4 protein-coding genes and 1 pseudogene are annotated in these 4,223 nt (G+C 69.9%); 3 read left to right on the plus strand and 2 right to left on the minus strand.

The genetic code is table 11. From position 1 onward, the window contains the following. Positions 1–566: 566 nt before the first annotated feature. The 3 genes from AB0M18_RS36350 (at position 567) to AB0M18_RS36360 (ending at position 2,629) form a co-directional block, all read left to right on the plus strand. Entirely contained in the window at positions 567–1,058 is a 492-nt protein-coding gene (locus AB0M18_RS36350; protein WP_365765656.1) for a hypothetical protein, read from the plus strand. A gap of 461 nt (positions 1,059–1,519) precedes the next feature. Next, positions 1,520–1,801, plus strand: a complete 282-nt coding sequence (locus AB0M18_RS36355; RefSeq protein WP_365765658.1) for a hypothetical protein — start codon at positions 1,520–1,522, stop codon at positions 1,799–1,801. A gap of 372 nt (positions 1,802–2,173) precedes the next feature. Next, on the plus strand, positions 2,174–2,629 hold the full coding sequence (locus tag AB0M18_RS36360) for a hypothetical protein (RefSeq protein ID WP_365765662.1): 456 nt from the start codon (positions 2,174–2,176) through the stop codon (positions 2,627–2,629). 130 nt (positions 2,630–2,759) lie between these two features. On the opposite strand, the pseudogene AB0M18_RS36365 reads toward AB0M18_RS36360, so the two are convergent. Next, positions 2,760–2,948, minus strand: a pseudogene (locus AB0M18_RS36365) (IS982 family transposase); the annotation flags it as partial. A 193-nt stretch (positions 2,949–3,141) separates the two neighbouring features. Then, positions 3,142–4,223 (minus strand): NAD(P)/FAD-dependent oxidoreductase (locus AB0M18_RS36370; RefSeq protein ID WP_365765660.1); only part of this gene is annotated, 1,082 nt, incomplete at its 5' end.

A 4,223-nucleotide genomic window follows, 5' to 3' on the forward strand; every position in this document is an offset into this window, starting at 1 on the left:
TGCGGTGAAGCCTAGACACCTCCACCACACCGGACGTCTTCGCCATGATCAAGACCCACAACTGTCAACAACGCTCGTGATCAATACACCTAGGCGCTCCGCTCCGCTCTCCACCGCTCGCGCGCCGCCGACCGCTGCTCACCGCAGCGCCCCCGATGACCGTGACCGCCCCACCCAGGAGAGCCCGCCCGTGCAGAAGACCGTCCTCGTTCCCTACGCTCACCTCCCTCGAGCGCACCGCGACCGCCACGTCCTGACCAGTACGGTCGACGTCTTCGGCGCCGCCCACTGGCTGCTTGCCGAACGCGCTCCGCAGCCCGGCGGCGACATCCTGCCCTTCGACGCGCTGGTCGTCTCCGTCGGCCCGGGCGGCAACGTCGAACTCACCGAGCTGAGCGCCGTGCGGGCTCGCTGGCCGCACTTGGACCGCCTGCCCGGCGGCGGGTTTCGTCGTCGCCGCTTCTCGCGCCCGCCGGCACGAGGACGCGAACCAGGTCCAGGTCTTCGACGCGCTCGGGCGCGAGACCTCGTCCTTCTCCGTCTGGGACGCAATCGAGCACCTGCCGGTGGACGAGGCCGGCTACATCTGGGTTGGGCACTTCGACGAGAACCCGGCCGGAATTCGCTGCTGGAGCGCCACGGGCCGGCTCGCCTGGTCGTCAGACGGCGCCCCGATCCCCGGTCTCTTTGACCGCTACGCCCTGAACGTGTCGGGCACCGCCGCCTGGGCCTGCCCGTACACGGAGTTCCCGCTCGTCGAGATCCGCCCCAACCGGACCGACCGGCCTGTGAGGGTGTGGGCGAACCGGGTGCGGGGCGCCCATGCGGTGGCCGTCCACGGCGAGCGGGTCGCCTTCTACGGCGGCTACGGCGAGGAGTGGGACCGACTCGCCTACGGAGTGCTCGCCGCAACTGCAGTCGAGCCAACGGACGTCGGCCTCCTCACCCCGCCCGATGGCCCCGCCCCCGGCCGCCGACGGGTCGTCGGCCGAGGAAGCAGGGTCTACGTTCAGGCCGAGCCGTTCACCGCGTGGGGCGTGTTCGACCTCAGCAGCTGATACGCCGCGCGGGAAGGGCCCACTGGACCCTCCGACCGACGGTCCTGCAGGGAGCCGCGGCGTGTGCCAGTGAGGTTTCGACAGTCTTCGACCGCCAGAATCTCGACGAGCAGCTACCCGGGGCGCTGGTGCTTCGCCGTGGGTCTCTCCGGACACCAACGTTCGCAGCTATGGCGAGCCTCAAGGCGGTAGCCCGCCCAATCCAGAGTCGACGGCCTGCCATCCGAGGCGCCACCGGCAATGCCCCGCTCGATTTGGCGATGGCGCCACGCCTGTTGCAGCCGCGACGGCGAACCTCACCGGCGCTGTGCCGCGCGAGCGACCTGCACCAAGCTCGCATCACAGCATTTGTCTCGGAGAACCCGCTGTGCGAGAGGTGCCAGGCCGACGCGCCGTCCCTGCAGAAGAGGCCCGGCGCCCCGGCCGCCGTCGCACCGCTCGCGCTGGCGTGAACGTCCGGCGTGGTCTTGTTGGCCGCGGCCTTCTTCTTCGGCCTCTTGTGCACGGTGGCCGGTTCGGCGCCGGTCTCGCTGCGGGTCTCCTTCGCCTTGGCGACGGATGCCTGCAGGGGCGGCCATCAGGTCGACGACCGGCGCGGGCTTGCAGTGCTCGGACTTCGCCTCGATCACCCCGTACAGGGGGTTCTCGAAGCGGCTGGTGCGGTCGACGATTATGGGCACTCGGGCTTCCGCCAGCCGGGCGGTGCGGCGGCCCTGCAACCGGAACGCCGCGGCGGCTCCTGATGTGGTCGAGGGAGGAATGGCGGTCTGTCCAACGCGCGGGGAGGGCGACGGCGCGCGGCGCTGCGCCCGCTGAAATCCGGCGGTTGAATTCGTTTCCCCGTCCACCTTGCATTCCATGCAGCATTGAATGCGGTGCATGGAATGCAAGATGGGGCAGAAAGTCCTGACTTGCGATCAGGATCCGGGAGTGCTGGTCTGGAAGAGGTGGGGGACAAACGGCACTCACCCGCCTGAATACGTGGCGCTAGCAGGGCGAGGGGGGCGACGGTCTCGACCGGACGCCGAAGCGAGGCCTCCATCGTGGTCATCCGCAGATCCGGTCCGGTGCGATCGCCGGACGCCCCGTGCTGCCTCGCCACGGGGAGGTTCGCCATGTCACACGCCTCTGCTGTCGGCCGCCCCCTACGCCAGATCATGGCGCTGCTCGTGACGGCCGCACTGACGCTCTCCCTCTCGGCCGTGATCACGGTCACCTCGGCGAAAGACGCAGCCGCGCTGTGCTCCGCCGACCGATTCAATGGAAAATGGCGCTCGTCCGACCCGAGGCTGAAGCGAATCGACGTATGGCAGGGAGAGGACTGCCACCTTTACGCCAGGGCCTGGTCCGTCTGCGAACACGACAAGTCGCTCATCTGCAGTTGGGGAAACCGGAGGATGGGCGACAGCCCCGATCCGAACTTCCAGTTCTTCTATTACAACTGGAGCAATGCCAACGAGGTGCTGCAGCTGCGGATGAAGGACAGGACCCACATCTCGGTATGGGACCGCACCGACTTCCATGACGGCACGAAGCAGACCATCTCGGTGACGATGTACAAGAGCCGCTGAGCTCCCGCCCAGCCTCGACCGACACCGGCGCACCCCGACGAACGAGACCGCCACCGAAGAGGTGTCCCTGCCACAGGGTGGTGACGACTCGGTGTCTGCACTTCGGGGCCGGGTTCCAGCCGCAGGCGCCCCGCAGGTGCTTGCGGGCGAAGCGCAGCCAGCGCGCCTCGGAGCGGTAGCCCAGCAGCGCTTGGGCCACCGCGAGACAGACGAGTTCGGAGTCGCTGAGCAGCGGCGGTCTGCCGCGCGATCGCGTTCCTCCGATCTCGTCGTCGATCTTCACGTAGAGTGCCGTCAAGAGGGTGTTCAGGCTGGCCAATCACAAACTGATCTTGGACATCCCCGACCCTCTGAACGGGTGAAACGTCGAAGTCCTGCTGGAGTACGAGCCGTTCGACGGCTCGGCCCCGCGCGATCCGGCCGTGCCGTTTCCCGCTGACCGAGGAGTGGCAGCCGACCCAGAGCGGGCCCGGTGCGCAGTCGCGCAGTCTCGCAGCTTCGCCGACCGGTCACTACCGGTCGGCGGCCGCCGCTTTCGTCCCGCTGCCGTACGCCTCGGCGACCAGCCGCAAGGGGTCCGACCGCACGCCGAAGTGGTCGCGCAGTGCACGCCGCGCGGCGTGCACTCCGCACATCCCGTGCACCGCCTGGCCCGGTGGGGTGGAGGCGGAGCACAGGTAGACGCCCGGGAGCGGTGTCCGGTGGGGGTCCCAGCGGGCGGCCGGTCGCATCACCAGTTGCCAGGCGGTCGTCGCGCCGCCGGAGATGTCGCCGCCCACGTAGTTGGGGTTGTGCAGGCCCTGTTCGGCCGCCGTGACGACGTGCTCCGCGAGGATCAGGTCCCGGAAGCCGGGGGCGAACCGTTCCACCTGTTGCTTGATCTGTTCACTGACGTCCCTGGTGGACCCGTTCGGTACGTGGACATAGGTCGAGAGCACATGCCGTCCGGCAGGAGCACGCCCCGGGTCCACCACCCCCGGTTGTACGGCCAGCACGAACGGACGCTCGGCGTGCCGGCCGGCCGCCGCGTCGGACTCCGCCCGTACCGCCTCGGCGCGCGAGCCCACCAGGTGCAAGGTGCCGGCCTTCGCGCAGTCCGGTGCGGACCACGGCACCGGACCGGACAGGGCGAAGTCCACCTTGCACGCCGCGCCGCCGTGCCGGAAGCCGCGCAGTTGACGGCGGTACCGTTCGGGCAGTCGTGGGCCCTCGATCTCCAGCAGGGCACCCGGTGCGACGTCCAGGAGAACGGCCCGCGCGGGTGGCAGTTCGTCGAGCGACCGTACCCGGTGGCCGGTGACGATGCGGCCACCGTGCTCGGTCAGCTGCCCCACCATCGCGTCGACGATGGCCTGGCTGCCGCCGATCGGCAGCGGCCAGCCGACGGAATGGGCGAGCGACCCGAGGAGGAGGCCCACGCCGGCCGAGGCGAGCGTGCGCGGCGGCGCGATCGAGTGGCACGCGACGCCCGTCAGCAGGGCGGGGGCGAGATCGCCGCGGAACCGGGCATTCCACCACGGCGACGCCTGTTCGGTGACGCGCAGCCCGAGGCGTGCGAGGGCCGTCACCTGCGGGGGGATCCCGCGCAGGTGAC

This window comes from Streptomyces sp. NPDC051909 (assembly GCF_040681095.1).
GTDB lineage: Bacteria > Actinomycetota > Actinomycetes > Streptomycetales > Streptomycetaceae > Streptomyces.

Excerpts from the sequence above, each read along its gene's own strand:
- AB0M18_RS36360 (WP_365765662.1), top strand. The coding sequence starts at position 2,174 with ATGTCACACGCCTCTGCTGTCGGCCGCCCCCTACGCCAGATCATGGCG.